This window comes from Lysobacter olei, assembly GCF_054777355.1.
This window is the reverse complement of sequence record NZ_BAAHAT010000010.1, coordinates 87,292-103,197: the sequence shown is the minus strand read 5'-3', so window position 1 is coordinate 103,197 and position 15,906 is coordinate 87,292. Positions and strand designations below refer to the sequence as shown.

The 15,906-nt window shown below is 70.0% G+C and carries 18 protein-coding genes and 1 tRNA gene; 5 read left to right on the top strand and 14 right to left on the bottom strand.

All coding sequences use genetic code 11. The annotated features are described in order from the left end of the window. Positions 1-5: 5 nt before the first annotated feature. Positions 6-1,112: a ferredoxin reductase gene (locus tag ACYVBS_RS13970; RefSeq protein ID WP_460824349.1), complete on the bottom strand. Its 1,107-nt coding sequence runs from the start codon at positions 1,110-1,112 to the stop codon at positions 6-8. A gap of 94 nt (positions 1,113-1,206) precedes the next feature. On the opposite strand from ACYVBS_RS13970, the gene fabR reads away from it, so the two are divergent. Together fabR and ACYVBS_RS13960 are read left to right on the top strand one after the other, a co-directional pair. Continuing rightward, positions 1,207-1,851, top strand: coding sequence for an HTH-type transcriptional repressor FabR (gene fabR / locus ACYVBS_RS13965; RefSeq protein ID WP_460824348.1), 645 nt, complete (start codon positions 1,207-1,209; stop codon positions 1,849-1,851). A gap of 10 nt (positions 1,852-1,861) precedes the next feature. After that, positions 1,862-2,248, top strand: a complete 387-nt coding sequence (locus ACYVBS_RS13960; protein WP_460824347.1) for a VOC family protein — start codon at positions 1,862-1,864, stop codon at positions 2,246-2,248. Positions 2,249-2,390: 142 nt separating this feature from the next. On the opposite strand, the gene ACYVBS_RS13955 is transcribed toward ACYVBS_RS13960, so the two are convergent. Further along, positions 2,391-3,356 (bottom strand): MBL fold metallo-hydrolase, encoded by a 966-nt coding sequence (locus ACYVBS_RS13955; protein WP_460824346.1) that lies wholly within the window; start codon positions 3,354-3,356, stop codon positions 2,391-2,393. A gap of 124 nt (positions 3,357-3,480) precedes the next feature. After that, positions 3,481-4,812: a tryptophan--tRNA ligase gene (locus ACYVBS_RS13950; RefSeq protein ID WP_460824344.1), complete on the bottom strand. Its 1,332-nt coding sequence runs from the start codon at positions 4,810-4,812 to the stop codon at positions 3,481-3,483. 107 nt (positions 4,813-4,919) lie between these two features. Between ACYVBS_RS13950 and ACYVBS_RS13945 the strand changes: the two genes are divergently transcribed. Beyond that, positions 4,920-5,699 carry a hypothetical protein gene (locus ACYVBS_RS13945; RefSeq protein WP_460824343.1) on the top strand — a complete coding sequence of 260 codons (780 nt, stop codon included), beginning with the start codon at positions 4,920-4,922 and terminating at the stop codon, positions 5,697-5,699. A 161-nt stretch (positions 5,700-5,860) separates the two neighbouring features. Here the strand turns inward: ACYVBS_RS13945 and ACYVBS_RS13940 are convergent, their stop codons facing one another. The 10 genes from ACYVBS_RS13940 to ACYVBS_RS13895 all read right to left on the bottom strand — a co-directional run bounded on the left by ACYVBS_RS13940 (position 5,861) and on the right by ACYVBS_RS13895 (position 13,160). Continuing rightward, the gene (locus ACYVBS_RS13940; protein WP_460824342.1) at positions 5,861-6,061 is read right to left on the bottom strand and encodes a CsbD family protein; all 201 of its coding nucleotides are present in this window, start codon (positions 6,059-6,061) and stop codon (positions 5,861-5,863) included. Positions 6,062-6,371: 310 nt separating this feature from the next. Further along, positions 6,372-6,524 (bottom strand): entericidin A/B family lipoprotein, encoded by a 153-nt coding sequence (locus ACYVBS_RS13935; RefSeq protein WP_460824341.1) that lies wholly within the window; start codon positions 6,522-6,524, stop codon positions 6,372-6,374. 305 nt (positions 6,525-6,829) lie between these two features. Then, positions 6,830-6,964, bottom strand: a complete 135-nt coding sequence (locus tag ACYVBS_RS13930) for an entericidin A/B family lipoprotein (RefSeq protein ID WP_460824339.1) — start codon at positions 6,962-6,964, stop codon at positions 6,830-6,832. A gap of 38 nt (positions 6,965-7,002) precedes the next feature. Beyond that, on the bottom strand, positions 7,003-7,926 hold the full coding sequence (gene rocF, locus ACYVBS_RS13925; protein ID WP_460824338.1) for an arginase: 924 nt from the start codon (positions 7,924-7,926) through the stop codon (positions 7,003-7,005). 43 nt (positions 7,927-7,969) lie between these two features. Continuing rightward, positions 7,970-8,045, bottom strand: a tRNA-Thr gene (locus ACYVBS_RS13920). 39 nt (positions 8,046-8,084) lie between these two features. Then, on the bottom strand, positions 8,085-8,831 hold the full coding sequence (locus ACYVBS_RS13915; RefSeq protein WP_460824336.1) for an SPOR domain-containing protein: 747 nt from the start codon (positions 8,829-8,831) through the stop codon (positions 8,085-8,087). A gap of 27 nt (positions 8,832-8,858) precedes the next feature. Further along, entirely contained in the window at positions 8,859-9,605 is a 747-nt protein-coding gene (locus ACYVBS_RS13910; RefSeq protein ID WP_460824335.1) for a type III pantothenate kinase, read from the bottom strand. Between the two features lie 10 nt (positions 9,606-9,615). Then, positions 9,616-10,605 (bottom strand): biotin--[acetyl-CoA-carboxylase] ligase, encoded by a 990-nt coding sequence (locus ACYVBS_RS13905; RefSeq protein ID WP_460824334.1) that lies wholly within the window; start codon positions 10,603-10,605, stop codon positions 9,616-9,618. Next, positions 10,605-11,267, bottom strand: a complete 663-nt coding sequence (gene plsY, locus ACYVBS_RS13900; protein WP_460824332.1) for a glycerol-3-phosphate 1-O-acyltransferase PlsY — start codon at positions 11,265-11,267, stop codon at positions 10,605-10,607. The genes ACYVBS_RS13905 and plsY overlap by 1 nt, the downstream gene beginning before the upstream one ends. A gap of 21 nt (positions 11,268-11,288) precedes the next feature. Beyond that, positions 11,289-13,160, bottom strand: a complete 1,872-nt coding sequence (locus ACYVBS_RS13895) for a DegV family protein (protein WP_460824331.1) — start codon at positions 13,158-13,160, stop codon at positions 11,289-11,291. 100 nt (positions 13,161-13,260) lie between these two features. On the opposite strand from ACYVBS_RS13895, the gene ACYVBS_RS13890 reads away from it, so the two are divergent. Both ACYVBS_RS13890 and ACYVBS_RS13885 read left to right on the top strand, forming a co-directional pair. Then, entirely contained in the window at positions 13,261-13,509 is a 249-nt protein-coding gene (locus ACYVBS_RS13890) for a hypothetical protein (protein WP_460824330.1), read from the top strand. Between the two features lie 40 nt (positions 13,510-13,549). Beyond that, a complete protein-coding gene (locus ACYVBS_RS13885; protein ID WP_460824329.1) occupies positions 13,550-14,299 on the top strand; it encodes a M90 family metallopeptidase in 750 nt (249 codons plus the stop codon). Between the two features lie 187 nt (positions 14,300-14,486). Here ACYVBS_RS13885 and ACYVBS_RS13880 read toward each other — a convergent pair whose 3' ends face one another. Next, positions 14,487-15,878, bottom strand: coding sequence for an ATP-binding protein (locus ACYVBS_RS13880; protein WP_460824327.1), 1,392 nt, complete (start codon positions 15,876-15,878; stop codon positions 14,487-14,489). Between the last annotated feature and the right edge of the window lie 28 nt (positions 15,879-15,906).

The following is a 15,906-nucleotide window of genomic DNA, read 5'->3' as shown; positions in this document are numbered from 1 at the left end:
GCAACTCAAAGGTCGATGACAAGGTCGCTGACGGCACTGCTGACGCAGAGCTTCAGCGCGGACAGGGGTTCGGCGGTGGCTTCGCCGGTGTACAGGTCGCGGCTGGTGCCGCTCTGCTTGGCGCAGGCGCACGTGTTGCAGATGCCCATGCGACAGCCGGCCGCGGGCTTGAGCCCTTCGGCCTCCAGGGCCACCAGCAAGGGCGTGCCTCGCGGCACCGCCAGGGTGCGACCGCTGGCGGCCAGCGTGACCTGCACGTGGCCGCCTTCCTCCACCATGCGCGGCGGCGGGGTGAAAGCCTCGGCCTGGAAATCGTGGACCTGTGCGGCCAGCAGCGCGCGCGCATGCGCGACGAACTCGCCCGGCCCGCACGCGTACACCTTGCACGACGACAGCGCGGGCACGCGCGCGGCCAGCAGCGCCGCGTCGATGCGGCCACTGGACTCGTCGCTCGCGGACGCGGTTTCGCGGGTCAGTGCGAAGTGCACGGTGAACCCCGCATGGGCGGTCGCCAGGCGGCGCAGCTCATCGACAAAGCACAGATCCGCACGGGTGCGCGCGGAGTACACCAGCGTCAATGGGGCGGGCATGCCCTGCGCGGCCTGGGCGCGGATCAGCGCCATCAACGGTGTGATGCCACTGCCCGCGGCGAGGAACAGCAACGGCGTCGCCGGTGCGGACGGCAGTGTCATCTCGCCAAACGCAGCGCCCAGTTCGAGCACGTCGCCCACGCGAGCGTGGTGGCACAGGTGGGTGCTGAGCTTGCCGCCGGGGACGTGGCGCACGGTGACCGACAGCCGGCCGTCGGCGCGTGGCACGTCGGACAGGCTGTAGCTGCGGCTGACGCACACGCCTTCGACCTCGGCGCCCAGACTCAGGTGCTGGCCTGGGGCGAAGCCGCGCCAATGGCGGTTGGGCGCCAGCAGCAGGGTCACCGCGTCGTGCGACTCCTGGCGGCGGCCGACGATGCGGGCCAGCGGCCGGTCCAGCGACCACGCCGGGTTTAGGTGCGACGCCCAGAAATCGATGAAGGCCGGCGAGACCCACGCGCGGGCCCATCGTCGAAGACGGCCAGCGCGGGGACGTGAGGGGGGGATACGAACAGCACTCATGGCCCGCCACTATACACGCGAACACACAAATGTATATACACGTGTATATTAACCATTTGGCTATGATGGCCGTCCACGCCCAGCGGCCTGCCCCGTGATCCCATCTTCCGACGTCGCCACTGATTTCCATACCGGGCGCAAGGCCACCATCTCGCGCGAGGACCTCACTGCCGCCGCCCTGCGCCTGATCGGGCCGCACCGCAGCGTCTCCTCGTTGAGCCTGCGCGAGGTCGCGCGCGAAGCGGGCATCGCGCCCAACAGCTTCTACCGCCATTTCCGCGACGTCGACGAACTGGCCGTCGCCCTGATCGAACTGGCCGGCCAATCGCTGCGCGAAATCGTGGGCAAGGCGCGCCGCCGCGCCACCAGTGGCCGCAGCGTGGTGCGCGGCTCGGTCAGCGCGTTCGTCGAGCAGGTGCGCGCCGACGACAAGCTGCTGCACATCCTGTTGCGCGAAGGCACGGTCGGCTCGGATGCGTTCAAGCAGGCGGTGGACCGCCAGCTGGACTTCTTCGAAGAGGAGTTGCGGGCGGACCTGGTGCGGCTGGCGGCGCTCGACGACCTGCCGCTGCAGGACCCCGCCCTGGTGGCCAAGGCCATCACCCGGCTGGTGTTCGCCATCGGTACCACCGCGATGGACCTGCCGCGCGAACGCGACGCGGAACTGGTCGACCAGCTCACCCAGATGGTGCGCATGATCCTGCGCGGGTCGCAGGCGATGGCGCGCCCGCAACGCTGAGGACAAGCCCATGGCCCACCGCAGCCGCCTCGCCGGCTTCATCATCGACTGCCAGACCGACGACCTCGATGGCGCGGCCGCGTTCTGGAGCCAGGCACTGGGCCTGCATGTGGCGGATCCCGACTCGGGCGGTCTCGGCCGCTACGCCGAGTTCGGCGACGCCCCCGGCGGTCTGCACGTGGAAGTGCAGAAGGTCGAGCACCCCTCGCGCGTGCATCTGGACATCGAGGCGGACGACGTCAACGCCGAAGCCGCGCGACTGGAAGCGCTCGGCGCGAAGAAGATCGCCTTCGTGCGTGAGCGTTGGTGGGTGATGGAAGCGCCGACGGGCCAGCGCTTCTGCGTGGTGCCCATGCGGGAAGACTCGCGGCGCGAACCGCCAAACCACTGGCCGTAAACCCGCGGGCCGGGAACAGCTACTGGGGCATGTCAGTGCCACCGATTCGCGGCATCGTGCTCGCGCCTGACCGGGTCGGTTGACCGACGCACCCGTGCGCCACGCAAGCCAATGGCACGCGGCGCGGCGGACGCTGCGCCGGTCAACCTGTCGTCGCGACGGACACCGGTGACTGCCGCGCGAGCCACACGCCCAAGCCCTGGGCATTGAGTTCGATGTCCATGCCCAGCACGTCGGGCACCACGGATTCGGCATCGACGACCCCGTGGGCCACGGCGCGCGCCACGTAGTACCGGGTCAACGCATCGACCAGGCTGACGTGGCGGCCGGCGTCATCGCCCGCGGCATCATGCGCGCGATGCGCGAGCGCGACCATCACATCGACCTGCTCCAGCAGGTCATCGCCCAATCGCGTGACGTCTTCGACGCGACCGTAATGGGTGAGATACATGGCCTCCGGTCGCTGGGACAGCAGCGTGCGGATTGACGCCTTCAACGGCTCCGGCTCGAACTGCACGGGCGAGGTGGTTGGAATGATGAAGGGGCGTCCCTGCACGTCCAGCTCGCGATAGGACAAGCCAAACGTGTCGCCGGTGAACCAGCTGCAGCTGCGTTCATCCCACACGCAGAAGTGGTGGCGCGCATGGCCCGGGGTGTCCACGCAGCGCAGCGCGCGCCCGGCCAACTCGATGACCGCACCGTCCTCCGCCTCGCGCACGCGCGCGGCGGGCACCGCCTGGATCACGCCGTAACTGCGCGCAATCTCCGCCTCGCCGTACACCGCAGTGGCACCGGCGACCAAGCGGGAGGGATCGATCATGTGCGGTGCTCCACGCGGATGCACCACCAGCAACGCGTTGGGCAGGTGTTGCATCAGCAGGCCCGCGCCACCGGCATGGTCCAGGTGCACGTGGGTCAGGATCAGCCAGTCCACCGCCTCGGGGCCCAGCCCCTGCTCGGCGAGTGCCGCCAGCATCGCCGGCACGCTGTGGTTGGTGCCGCAGTCGATGAACGCGGCGCGGCCCTGCTCCACCACCAGGTACGCGGCGTCGAAGCGTGGCCGCTGGAAACCGGTGTCGATGGTGAAGATGCCGTGCGTCGCGCCCATGCGTGCCTCGTTTTGTTGGTCGTTCCCGCAGTCTAGGCAGCGCGGCGTTGAGCCACGATGCGGCTTTGGTCTTGGCCCGGCCGCAGGGGCGCACCGGCCGAGCGCCGCGGCACCACCTGCTACATCAGGCCTTGGCCGCTTCCTTGTCCTTGGCCGCCTGCACGATGGCATCCAGCGCCGCCTGCGCTTCATCGGCGGCCACGCCATCGCCCAGCGACGCGCGCTCGCCGATCGCGTGCACCGCGAGCGTGCCGGCCTTCATCGCGCCGATCAGCTCGCCGGCCTCGCGCGGCGAGGCGAACCCGGTGCTCTGCAGCAATACGCGCTCGCCATCGACCAGTTTGAAGTAGAACTGGCCGTCCGCCTCGCGGTATTGCTTGATCACCGGCAATGCGGCTTTCTCGACCGTCTTGGCCGCGGCCACCGGCACGCTGGCGAGGTTGCGCAGGCCCACGGCCTCGCGCAGCTCCGCCATCAGCGGCGTTGCGTACTGCGCGCGCAGGCGCTGCGCGCCGTCGCGCAGGATGCCCTCGATGTCGGCCGGGCGCGCCATCAGCGCCTCGTACTTCTCGCGCTGCGGCGCAATCTCGGCATCGATGCGCTCGAACAGCGCCTGCTTCGCATCGCCCCAGCCGATGCCGTCGGCAAACGCCTGGCGCATCGCCGCGGCCTCGGCCTCGGTGGAGAACGCCTGGTACAGCTGGAACACGTGCGAGCCGTCGGCTTCCTTGGCCTCGCCCGGCGCGCGCGAGTCGGTGACGATGCCGGCAATGAGTTTGCGCAACTGCTCGCGCGGGGCGAACAGCGGGATGGTGTTGTCGTAGCTCTTGCTCATCTTGCGCCCGTCCAGGCCGGGCAACGTCGCCACCTGCTCCTCGATGTGGGCCTCGGGCAGCACGAAGTACTCGCGGCCCGTCGCGTCACCGTACAGGTGGTTGAAACGCTGGCCGAAGTCGCGCGCCATCTCGATGTGCTGGATCTGGTCGCGGCCCACCGGCACCTTGTTCGCGTTGAACAGCAGGATGTCGGCCGCCATCAGCACCGGGTACATGAACAGACCGGCAGTCACCGCCGCGTCATCGTCCTCGCCCGCTTCGCGGTTCTTGTCCACCGCGGCCTTGTAGGCATGCGCGCGGTTGAGGATGCCCTTGCCGGCCACGCAGGTCAGCAGCCACATCAGTTCGGTGGTCTCGGGGATGTCGCTCTGGCGGTAGAACCACACCTTGTCCGGTTCCAGCCCGCACGCCAGCCACGTGGCGGCGATCTCAAGGGTGGAACGCTGCACGCGCGCCGGGTCCTGCACCTTGATCAGCGCGTGGTAGTCGGCGAGGAAGTAGAAGCTCTCCACGTCGGCGGCGCGGCTGGCGGCCACGGCCGGACGGATCGCACCGGCGTAGTTGCCCAGGTGCGGGGTGCCGGAGGTGGTGATGCCGGTGAGGACGCGGGTACGGGACATCGAGAAGGCAACCGTGGGGTGAACGAGCCGGCATTTTACCCGGCACGGGCCAACCCCGCCGGCCGCCCCCATGCGTTCAACCCTGCACCCCAAGCGGAGACATCCCCATGTTGCGCTCCACCCTGCTGTTGGCCGCCAGCCTGCTCGCGGCCTGCGCCCTGCCTGTCGCGGCCCGCCCGCGCGTTGAACTGAGCGTCATCGATCGCGACCAGGGCGACTGGCTGGCCCCGGTCCGCCACCGCGGTCAGGACTGGATCGCCGGCACGCCCGGCCACCGCTACAGCGTGCGCCTGACCAACACCAGCGGGGAACGCGTGCTGGTGGTGCTGTCGGTGGACGGGGTCAACGCAGTGACGGGGCAGACCGCCCACCCATCGCAGGCCGGCTACGTGCTCGGGCCCTGGCAGAGCACCGAGGTCAATGGCTGGCGCAAGTCGCTGGATGACGTGGCGCAGTTCGTCTTTACCGACCTGCCGGACAGCTATGCCGCGCGCACCGGGCGACCGGACAACGTCGGTGTGATTGGCATCGCGGTGTTTGCCGAAGCGCGGCCGGTGCCGCTGCCGCGGCCGGTGTACCCGCCCGCGCCGGTGGCCGGCGCGGCACGCAAGCAGGTCCCTTCGGCGACTGCGCAGGCCGATGCCGCCAGCGCCGAAGCCGTGGCACAGGGCATTGGCACCGGCCATGGCGAACGCGAATGGTCACCGGTATCACGTACCGATTTCGTGCGCGCCTCGCGCCACCCGCAGCAGGTGCACGAGGTGCGCTATGACGAACACCGCAACCTGGTGGCGCGCGGCATCCTGCCCCAGAATGGCCATTGGCCGCCGCGCGCGCCAAGTGCGTTTCCAGAGGGCTTTGTCGCCGACCCGCCGTTTCCCCGTTGAGCAAACGGATACGGACAGGGGGCCGTGCACAGCAGGCCGCATGCCCGGCGCCATACACCGGCAACAAACACGGGCCGGCGCTGCCGACCCGTGTGTCAAACCTCAACAGTGGGCGTTCGGGTCACGGCAGTGCGCGGCCTCGACCTGCCCCGTGATGGCGATCAGTGCAGCGACTTCTCAAAGTCACGGACCTCACGCTGCGCGCGGTCGCGATCCCAGCCGTACTGCTCCTGCAACTTGCCAGCGAGGTATTCGGAGTTGCCCTCACGAACGTCGAATACGTCATCGGTCAGGTCGCCCCACTTGGCCTGGGCCTTGCCCTTCAGCTGCGTCCACTTGCCGGCGATGATGTCCTTGTTCATTACGTGATTCCTCTTCTTACTGGGGGAATGCGGCGCTGTGTTGCCGCACGCACAGGATCGCAATGCACACATTCGCATTCGGTCACCGTCGCGTTACGTACGCATTCGCGCCAGGTGAATGGCAGCGCATTCAGATGCATGACCGGGCACAAGACTCAATTGTCGAAAACGGCCAACTGCACGTCGCAACGTCGATGAATCTTTTTCGATCCGTCGCTGCTCAGTCATGCGAAGGCACTGAAAAACAGAAGGGCCGGTCAGCGCCGGCCCTTCCACTGCATTCCATGCGTTGACGCTGGTCCGTGCTGGCTCAGCACTTGCCGTCCTTGCAGTCGCCGGCCTTGTCTTCCACCTTCTCGCCAACCTTCTGCACGTCCTCGCCCACGCCTTCCATGGTGTTGCAGGCGGTGAGAACGCCCGTCGAGAACGCGGCCAGCAGCATCAGGGAAACAATACGCTTCATGGGTCATCTCCTTCGATCATTGGATGGGTCGCGCCGTGCGCTGGGGAGGTCGCCTCGCGACACCGCCCGTGTGTGCATCTAACGCGTAGGGTTGTGAAACCCGTGTATGGAGCGCTCCGTTGCGATCAGGCCCTGTTCACGCTGAAGGCCCCCTCGCCGTCCGGTCCTTCCGACGGCACGCATCCGATGCCGACAACGCGGCCCGCGGCGAGGACTGGCCGGCGTGCCGCGGCCCACAGCCGATCGCATACGGCGAGGGGCCGGATCGCTCCGGCCCCTCGGGGACATGCACTGGGCGGAAGGCCTTACTTGTCGGCCTTCTCTTCCATCTTCTCGCCCACCTTCTGCAAGTCCTGGCCGAAGCCCTTGACGGTATTGCAGGCGGTCAGGCCGGCGGTCGCGGCGAGGGCGAGCAGCAGCAGGAGAATGGAACGCTTCATGGGGCTCTCCGGGGATCTCTGGGACGCAGGGTGAAGGATCAGTCACGCATCAGCGTGGACTTGCCGAACAGGCTTTCGACCAGGTCCACCGCCAGCTTGCCGGTGCGGTTGCGCTTGTCGATGATCGGGTTGAGCTCGACGATGTCCAGCGAGGCCATGCGCCCGGTGTCGGCAATCATCTCCATCACCAGCTGCGCCTCGCGGTAGTTGGGGCCGCCGGGCACGGTGGTGCCCACGCCCGGCGCGATGCTCGGGTCGAGGAAGTCGACGTCGAAGCTGACGTGCAGGTGCGTGTTGTCGTCCACGCCTTCCAGCGCTTCTTCCATCGCGCGCTTCATGCCGACTTCGTCGATGTAGCGCATGTCGTAGACGTCGAGGCCGTATTCCTTGACCAGGCGCTTCTCGCCCTCGTCCACCGAGCGGATGCCGATCTGGCGCACCACGTCAGGCGTGATGGCCGGCGCGTCGCCGCCCAGGTGGGTGAGCTCGCGCGGGCCCATGCCGCACAGACAGGCCACCGGCATGCCGTGGATGTTGCCCGAAGGCGTGACCTGGCTGGTGTTGAAGTCGGCGTGGGCGTCCAGCCACAGCACGCGCAGCTGCTTGCCGGTCTCGCGGCAGTGGCGGGCGACGGCGGTGATTGAGCCCAGGCCCAGGCAGTGGTCGCCGCCGAGCATGATCGGCATGCGTCCGCCGCGCAGTTCGGCCAGCACGGCCTCCATGACCAGGCGGTTCCACTCCACCACTTCCGGCAGGTGGCGGTAGCCCTCCACCGGCTTCTGCCACGGATTGCGCGGGCCGTCGAGGTTGCCGCGGTCCATCACGTCCACGCCGCGCGCGACGAGGGCTTCGCCCAAGCCGGCGATGCGCAGCGCTTCCGGCCCGAGCCGCGCGCCGCGGTGGCCCGCACCGATGTCGGTGGGCGCGCCAATCAGGGACACGGGGGGATAACGGCGGCTCATGCGGGAACGGCTCCAGTGGTCCCTTGCGGGGGCTTCCTTTCGATGGTGCCGACAGTCCGATTTGAACGGACGACCTACCGCTTACAAGGCGGTTGCTCTACCAACTGAGCTATGCCGGCATCTGGCCGTACAGTTTACCCGAGCCACGGGCGAACGCCTCAGCGCAGTGCGGCGCAGTCCAAGGGGCGCTGCTCGCTGGCGCCCAGTTGCGCGCGCGCGCCGGCCAGGTCAAACCCCGCAGCTACGCGCACGTCCAGCCATGCCGTGCCCGTCGCCCCGCCCAACGGCTCGGCGCGGGCGGCGAAGCCCGCGGCGTTCAACGCCTCCGCGTGGCGACGCGCGGCAGGTTCGGTGGCGAACCGGCCCAGCGCGACGGAGTGGGCCTCCGGCCCGTCGCGCACGATGAAGTAATCGCGGTAACCCGCGGCGGCAATGCGCCCCGCCACTGCGTCAGCGTCTTCGGCGGTGGCCAACGGCGGCACGTACACACGCCAGCCCCGGCCCCGGCGCGGTGGGACGCGGCGGACCGCCACCGCCTCGGCCAGCGGCTTGAGGGTGGACTGGGCGGCCACGAGGGCGGCTTCGTCGGCGAACGGCCCGAGACTGAAGCAGCGGGCCGCGCCATCGACCGGAGGTTGCGCGGGGGGCGTGAGGCTTGCCGCGGGATCGGTCGCTGCGGCTGCAGGCGCAAGTGCAGGAGCGGTTGCGACGGCATTGGGCACGGGCGCCGTCGGCGAGGCCGGCGCCTGCGCGGCTGCGGCACGCTCGCGCACCAGTTGCAGGCGGGCCACGTTCGCAGGCACGTCCACGATCGCCTGCGTGGGCGCCGGCGGGGACCAATGCCACCACGCCGCGACACCCAGGTTCAACATCAGCAGGAGGACGATGAAGGCGCGGATCAGCATGCGCCGATTGTATGCATCGGTGGCGCCTCAGGCGTCGACCGGCGTCTCGCTCCTGGCCCAGACCGCCAGCCCGCGCAACACCAGGTCGGGGACGGCCTGCGCCCGGGGCCAGTGCGGCATCAGGCCGGCGGCGCCGCCACCGTGCACCAGCAGCCGCGGGGGCGCGCCCAATCGCGCGACGGCTTCGTGCAGGCTCTGCTCCACCAATGCGAGCGCGGCCCCCTCACACCCGGACGCCAACGCGTCATCGGTGTCGCGGGCAAACGCGGTGTAGTGGCCACCCTCTTGGGGCAGATGCGGTGCTCGGGCGTGCAAGGCTTCGCGCATCAGCGTGGGTGAGGGCGCGATGCGGCCGCCGTGGTGCAGGCCGGTCGCATCGAGCAGGTCGACGGTGATTGCCGTGCCCACCCCCACCAAGAGGGCTGCGCCCTGCCCTTCGGCATGCGTCGCCAGCAGCCCCAGGAAGCGGTCCACGCCCAGGCGCCGGGGCTCGGGATAGGCGATGCGCACGCCCGCCAAGGCACGCTGCGTGCGTGCAAGCGAGATCCGCGAACAGCGACGGCCCAGCACCTCCAGCACGCGCACCGTCAACGCGGGCGGCGTCACGCTGGCAAGGTGCGCCACGTCGAAGCGCGGTGGCAGGGCCTGCTCCAAGCGTGCTTCGAACGCCGGATCGGCGTGCGGCACGGCAACCACCGCCCCGAGGCGGCCATCCGGCAACAGCGGAGCGCATTTGAGGCGGGTGTTGCCCAGGTCGAACAGCCACACACTCATGCGCGCGTCCTCATGGGGCTGCGCCGCGACGCACGCTGACCTCGCCCGAATGCACGTGCGTCTCGCGGCCGTCTGGCCACCGCACGCGCAACGCGCCGTCTTCGGCCAGGCCCAGCGCCGTGGCTTCGCGGTGGCCCTCGGCCCCGATCAGCACCACGGGCTGCCCGGCCAGCGCATCCAGTGCGGCGTAGCGGGGCAGGAAGGGCGCAAGTCCGTGGATGTCGAACTCGTCCAACGCGGGCACGAGGCGGTCCAGCACCGCCGCCGCGACATGGTTGCGATCCGCGCCGTCCGTCAGTGCGGACAGATCGCACCAGGGCTGGTCGATCCGCGCGGCATGGGCCTCCGGCATGCGTACGTTGATGCCCAGGCCCACCACCGCGCGCGCGGGCCCGGCGTGTTCGCCGGCGCCTTCCACCAGCAGACCGCCCAGCTTGTGCAGGCCCCCGTCGATGGGTACCACGAGGTCATTGGGCCATTTCAACCGCACCGCGGTGGCGCCCAGCGTGTGCAGCGCCTCGGCGGCCGCGATGCCGGCCACCAGGCTCAAGCCGCCCAGCCGCCCCAGACCGCCGGCAAAGCCCCGTGCGAGCGAAAGGTACACGTGCGCGCCCAGGGGCGACGCCCACGAGCGCCCGCGCCGCCCGCGCCCGCCGGTCTGGCGCTCGGCCAGCAGCGCAACGGCAAGCCCATCGTCCGGTACGTCGCGGGCCAGCAGCCGCGTGTTGGTGGAATCCACCGACCACGCCACCTCCAGCGCTGTCAGGCGCGCGCGCGTGGCCGCCGACAGCCGGTCCTCGATCGCGTCCGCGGCCAACAGTTGCATCGGCGCGGCCAGCAGGTAGCCGCGCCCCGGCTTGGCTTCGATCGGCACGCCGGCGTCGCGCAGCGCCTCGATGCGCTTCCAGACGGCCGCGCGGGTGAGGCCAGCCTGCCGCGCGAGCGCGTCGCCCGTCGCCGGGCCTGCGATGAGTTGCTCCAGCAGCAGGCGGTCGTCCATCAGCCGCCCCGGCGCAGGCGGTGGAACAGCCGCGCCTGGGCAAACCGCGACTCGGTACCCGCCGCCAACCGCTGCAGGTTGGCGCGATGGGTGAAGACCACCAGCGCCGCCGCGCCCAGCGCGAACACCATGCGCGGCGCTTCCGCCCCACCCCACCACGCCATCAACGGCAACAGCAACACCGCCAGCACCGTCGCCAGGCCGACATAGCCGGTGGTGATGATGACCAGCAACCACGCGGGCACGATGGCGCCCAACGCCCACGGCCACAGTACGGCCAGCGCGCCCACCAGCGTCGCGGCCCCTTTGCCACCGCGGAAGCCGTGCCACACCGGCCAGACGTGGCCCAGCACCGCGGCGAGGGCCGCCAGATAAGCGTGCGCCGGCACGGCCAGCGGCACGCCTACCGGCGCGAAGCGCAGGCCCAGCCACGCCGCCAACGCGCCCTTGCCGATATCGACCAGCACCACGCCCAGCGCGAACTTCGCCCCTTGAGTGCGGAAGGCATTGGTGCCGCCGGCGTTGCCACTGCCCTGCGTGCGGATGTCGACGCCCCGCAGGCGGCCGAGCAACAGGCTGCCGGACAGCGATCCCAACAGATAGGCCGTCAACGCGAGGAGCGCGGCGGTGGCAGGCGACGGGAACAGGTCATAGACGGGCATGGCGGAATTATGCGCGAGCGCTCAAGGCGCCGGTTGCAGCGACACCACCAATGCGCCGCGTCCGGCATGCGCGCCAATGGCCGGGCCGGTTTCCACCAGGTGCGACTCGGCCACGTCCACGCGCTTGCGCAGGGCCTGCAGCAGTCGCGCGCCATCGGCCTCGGCGTCGCAATGGCCCACGATCGCGCGCCAGCGCACGCCCGTGGGCAAGCGCTTGGCAACATGGCGGGCGAAGGCTTCCGGCGCATGGCCGCGGGCCAGCAGCCCGCCTGCGACCTTGAGCCGACCGTCCTGGATGCGCGCCACCGGTGTCAGTCCGGTCAGTCGCACCACGGGTGCGGCCCAGCGGGGGATCCGTCCGCCGCGCACCGCGTGGCGGATGTCGCGGGCCATGGCCCACGTCAAAGTCAGCGGACGCAGACGCTCGACCTCAGCCACGATGGCGTCCGGCCCCTGGCCTGCCGCGGCGAGTTCCGCCGCGCGCCACGCCAGCAGCCCTTGGCCACCGGCGGCGTTGATGCTGTCGACCACCTGCACGCGCCCCTGGCCGACGCGTGCCGCGGCATGTTCGGCCGACTGCAGCGTGCCGGACACGGCGCGCGACAGGCCCACGTACAGCACCGCTTCGTGGTGCGACAGCAGGAACTCGAACGGTCGGCGGAAATCGCCCGGCGGCGGCTGGCTGGTGCGCGGCACGTCGCGCGCCTCCGCCATGCGCCGGTAGAAATCGGCCGTGGCCAGCCCGACCTTGTCGAGGTAGTCACGGCCATCGACATTGACCCGGACGGGCACGAGGTGGATGTCGAACCGCTCGGCCAGCACGTCGGGCAGGTCGGCGGCACTGTCGGTGACCACGGCCACGCGGCGGTTCGCGTCGCTGCTGTGCTGCTGGCGGAGCATGTCGTCGGCCTTCATGGCCTCGACCTGGCCGTGCGCCGCGCACGCGTCGAACAACGCCTGCGGCTGGCCCACGTGCGCGTGCACGCGCATCCGCGTGGCGCCACCGGCCAGCACCAGCGAGTCGGCGCCGATGGCTTCCAGCGCGTTGCGCAGGGCATCGCGGTCGATCGCGGTGCCCAGCACCAGGCACTCGCCGCACCAGCGTCGGGCGGGGTCCACCGCGTCGTGCGCGGGATGCGCGTCGCCACAGCCGGCATGGTCCTCGTCATGGACCGCCTCGGCGCGGGCGCGGGCGGCACGCGGACCGCCCTCGAGGTAATCGGCCATGCCCTCGAGCAGGTCGACGAAGCCTTTGGCGCCCGCGTCCACCACCCCGGCCTTCTGCAAGGCCGCCATCTGCCGGGGCGTGTCCGCCAAGGCCTGCCGCGCGCGCACCAGCGCAGCCGCGAAGCCCCTTCGGGGCGCCAACGCGCCATCGCGACGTGCCGCCTCTTCCAGCGCGTCGGCAAACGCAGTGATCACGCTGAGGATGGTGCCCTCGACCGGGTGCGCCAGCGCGGCCCGCGCACTGTCGGCGCCGCGCCGTGCCGCCGCCGCCAGGTCGGACGCGTCCATCGAGGCCCATTCCCGCGCCTGTTCGGCCGCGCCGAAGAAGAACTGGGCGAGGATGGCCCCCGAGTTGCCGCGCGCCCCATCGATGGCGTCGTGACCGATGCGTTGCAGCAGCTCGCCCACGTGGCGGCTGCGCCGCCGCAGTGCGCCGTTGAGCAGGCTGCCCACGGTCTGGGCGAGGTTGTTGCCGGTGTCACCGTCGGCCACCGGGAACACGTTGATCCGGTTGAGGTGGTCCCGGTCGGCCATGACCCGGCGCGCCCCGGCAATGAGGGCGCGGCGCAGTGTGGGGGCGGTGAGCAGTTCGAGATCGGAAGGCCGTACGGCCAAGGATGGTGCTGGCATGGCGCCCAGTGTGAAGCAGGTCTTCGGCTGAACCATGCGGCATTGCAGCAATCCGGCCGTGTCCCACCCCCGGCGCGATTTCACGTTATAGTCGCGGAGTTACCCCGTCTCCATCCTCCGGCCGAGGGCCGATCGCATGCTCCGTTCCAGCCTGCTACTGCTGCTTGTCCTGGTGAGTGCGACGGTTGCCGCCCGCGACGTGAAGCATGCCGACGCCAATGGTGCCTGCAGCAGCCAAGACGAGGAACGCGCGGCCACGCCCGAGTCGACGCGTTACCCGGCGGCCGCCAAGCCGGCCAAGCCGCGTCCCAGCGTGCACGGCGACGCGCCCTCGCGGATGCAGTCGCCGCGCTGGCACAGCTTCCTGCCGGGCATGTTCCGCTGACGGAACCGACGGCGTCCCGCAACGCCGACGCCGTAGCCTGATGATCGGTTTCCTGCGCCGCCTCCGCGGCGGTCCTGCGCCCCTTCCGGATGCCCTGTGGCGAGCGAGCATTGATCGCCTGCCGTGGGTGCGGGCCTTGCCGAGCGAACGCCAGGCCGCACTGGCCACCCTCGCCGCCCGCTTCCTGCATGAGAAGACCATCACCCCGGTCGATGGCCTGACGCTGGACGAGCACCAGCGCTGCATGCTCGCGGCGTTGTGCTGCCTGCCGCTGCTGGAGTTTGGCGCCGAAGGCCTGCATGGCTGGTCGCAACTGATCGTCTATCCCGACGCCTTCCGCGTGAACCGCAGCCACGTCGACGCCGCCGGCGTGATGCACGAATGGGACGACGAATTGATCGGTGAAGCCTGGGATGCCGGCCCGGTGATCCTGTCCTGGGCCGACATCCAGGCCGACTGCGAAGACCCCCGCGCCGGCTACTGCGTGGCTGTGCACGAGATCGCGCACAAACTCGACGTACTGGACGGCGTGCTCGATGGAACCCCCGCGCTGCCGCGCGACTGGCAGCGCGAGTGGGCGCGCGATTTCCAGGCCGCCTACGACGCACTGTGCACCGAGGTCGACGCGGACCGCGACACCGCCATCGACGGCTACGCCAGCGAATCGCCCGAAGAGTTCTTCGCCGTCGCCACCGAATACCACTTCAGCGACCCCGCTACGCTGCGCGCAGCGATGCCCGCCGTCGCCGACCACCTCACGCGCTTCTACGGCCCCGCGCCGTTTGCCTGAAACGCAATTGCTGTTGCAGTTGCTGTTGCTCTTGCTTCTCCGCACCCCAAGCGCCTGGTCAGGAGTGTGGCAGCCTGCGTGCTGCGAAAAAGCGCGCCATGGATGGCGCGCGGCGCGACTCGCGGCAGGATGCCGCGACGGAGCGCTGGAGCAGCACACAGGCCGCCACGCTCCGTGCGACCACACCTCACAACCCCGGCGGCAACACCACCTCAAACCGCGCCCCACCCAGCTCCTCGGACTTGCGCACATCCAATGTGCCGCGATAGCCGTTCACCAGATCCTGCACGATCGACAAGCCAATACCATGCCCCTGCACGCGCTCGTCACCGCGTACGCCACGCTGCAGGACCAGCGCCACCTTATCGGCCGGAATGCCCGGCCCATCGTCGTCCACCGCGATCAGCAACCCCGGGCGCCGGCCCGGCGCCGTCTCGCCCACGTGCACGGTCAACAGCACGCGCGAGCGCGCCCACTTGAAGGCGTTCTCCAGCAGGTTGCCCAGCAGTTCCTGCAGGTCGCCCGGCTCGCCGTAGAACTGCACGCCCTCGGCCAGGTCGAACTCGCACAGCACGCCCTTGCTGGCATACACCTTCTCCAAACCGCGCACGATCTCTTCGGCATGCGGTTCGATCGCGATCGGGGCGGCGAACAACGCATGGCCCGAGCGCGCGGCGCGTGACAGCTGGTACGAGACCAGGTTGCTCATCTTCGCGACCTGCGCATTGACCTCTTCGCGCAATTCGTCCTGCGTCGCTTCGCTGTCCACCCGTGCGCGCAGCACGGCCAGCGGCGTCTTCAAGCTGTGCGCCAGGTCGGCGAGCGTGTTGCGCTGGCGGTCGAGGTTCTCGCGTTCGCTCTCGATGAACGCGTTGATGCTTTCGGCCAGCGGCTCCAGCTCGCGCGGGTGGCGCTCGCTCATGCGCGAGGCGGCGCCGCGCTGCACCCGCTTGAGTTCGTGGATCACGCGCCGCAGCGGCAGCAGGCTCCAGCGCAGGATGACGGTCTGCAGCAGCAGCAGGATGAGGCCGGCGCCACCCAGGTAGCGCCACAACTCCTGCCGGAACACCTGCACCTGGCGGCTCAGCGCTGTGGTGTCCTCATAGACGTAGACGGTGTAGGCAAACTCCGCCTTGCTGCCTTCCATGCTCCAGATCAGCCCGCGCCCGTAGCGGTAGGCTTCGCCCTTGGCGCCACTGATCTCGGTGATCTGCAGCGGGCCTTCGAAGAGTTCCTCCTGCCCCTTGAGCAGGCGGCCCTCCGGCAGTTCGGGACCGATGGCCGACGGCGAGTCCCAGTGCCCGCTGGGGAACACCACCTCGGCATACAGGCCGCTGCCCGGCCGCTCGAAACGCGGGTCGGGCAGGTCGTACGGCGGAATGAAGGAGCCGTCGCGGGCGAAGTCGCTGTCGGCGAAGGCCAGCGCGTAGCTGCGCATGCGCTCGCGCAGGTTGCCCTTGGCGGTCTCGAGGAAGGCACGGTCGAGCGCATAGCCGGCCAACGCGAGGAAGGCGACCAGTCCAAGACTGGCTACCAGCACCTGGCGCGCCTGTAGGGAAAGCGGTTGCCTCCAGCTCAATCCGTGCCCCCAGAACCCCTCGTCACCC